General features: G+C 68.3%; 2 protein-coding genes. Both read left to right on the top strand.

The genetic code is table 11. The features are described from left to right. Positions 1 to 32: 32 nt before the first annotated feature. The gene (locus tag ACTQ48_RS11245) at positions 33 to 323 is read left to right on the top strand and encodes a hypothetical protein (RefSeq protein WP_432232230.1); all 291 of its coding nucleotides are present in this window, start codon (positions 33 to 35) and stop codon (positions 321 to 323) included. Between the two features lie 82 nt (positions 324 to 405). Then, the gene (locus tag ACTQ48_RS11240) at positions 406 to 1,053 is read left to right on the top strand and encodes a hypothetical protein (protein WP_441085555.1); all 648 of its coding nucleotides are present in this window, start codon (positions 406 to 408) and stop codon (positions 1,051 to 1,053) included. The last annotated feature ends 32 nt before the right edge of the window (positions 1,054 to 1,085 follow it).

Raw genomic sequence — 1,085 nt, 5'->3', positions numbered from 1 at the left:
CGCGCCAAGCGGATCGAGGCGGGTGACGAATCGTGAGCGACCTACTAGCCCACCTAGTCGAACTCGATCAGGCCATCACCGACATGCGGGAGGCCCGCAAGCGCATCGAGGCGGCCGTCACCGCGATAGCCGAGGCGAACACTTGGCCCTACGGCGACGCCTACCTTTACCAGGACGACGATTCACCCGAGCGCCTATGGCTCAACGGATTCTCGTGCATCAGACCCAGTGACGAGTTCGCCCGCGATGTTGGACGGAGCGTCATCCAGATGGCGATCCGACGCCCCGGGAAGAGCACCCAAATCGAGGTGACGGCATCGTGAGCGAGATCAACTGGGATGACTACAGCATCTACGACCACGACTTGCCGACCAACTGGCACGCCGCTGCGAGGAGGTGGGTGTGATGACGTACTACAAGGCTATCCGCCCCGACGGCACGTCGTGGTACGACCTCGGCTTCCGGTGGGTGGCTGAGCGTGGGCCGGTCGAGGGTGTGGAGGTGTGGCATCCGTCGCCCTCAGGTGAGCCCAGGTATGACCCGGCAGGGCATTTGGCCGCATCGACCGAGCCTGCCGACTGTTCCGGCATGGGGTGGCCGAGCCGTCTGCTGGAGGTGGAGCCGCTGGCCGATGTGGTGCCCGGGGCGATGCGCAAGGTCGGGTGCGCTGGGTGGCGTGTGGTGCGGGAGCTGCCCGCGTGGCAGGCGCTCGGGCCGTGTGGCCGTGAGGTGGTCGCCTATCTGGCGCTGCTGCCCACCCTGACCGATGACCAGGTGCAGATCGCCGCACGGTACGCCGCATGGGACGCCGCATGGTACGCCGCATGGGACGCCGCATGGTCCGCCGCATGGTCCGCCGCATGGTCCGCCGCACGGGACGCCGCATGGTCCGCCGCACGGGACGCCGCATGGGACGCCGCATGGGACGCCGCAGGGGACGCCGCATGGGCCGTCGTCGTCCGCGACATGATCTCCACCCCCCACTTCGCGACGCTCACCGAGCCGATGCGTGCCGCCGGGATCGACTTCGCCGCGCTCGGCGGTGCGTCATGACCCGCCGCATCGTGCTCGACATCATCGTGCCC

The organism is Collinsella sp. Sow4_E3, assembly GCF_052116285.1.
Classification (GTDB): domain Bacteria; phylum Actinomycetota; class Coriobacteriia; order Coriobacteriales; family Coriobacteriaceae; genus Collinsella.
This window is presented reverse-complemented; position numbering and strand designations above follow the sequence as displayed.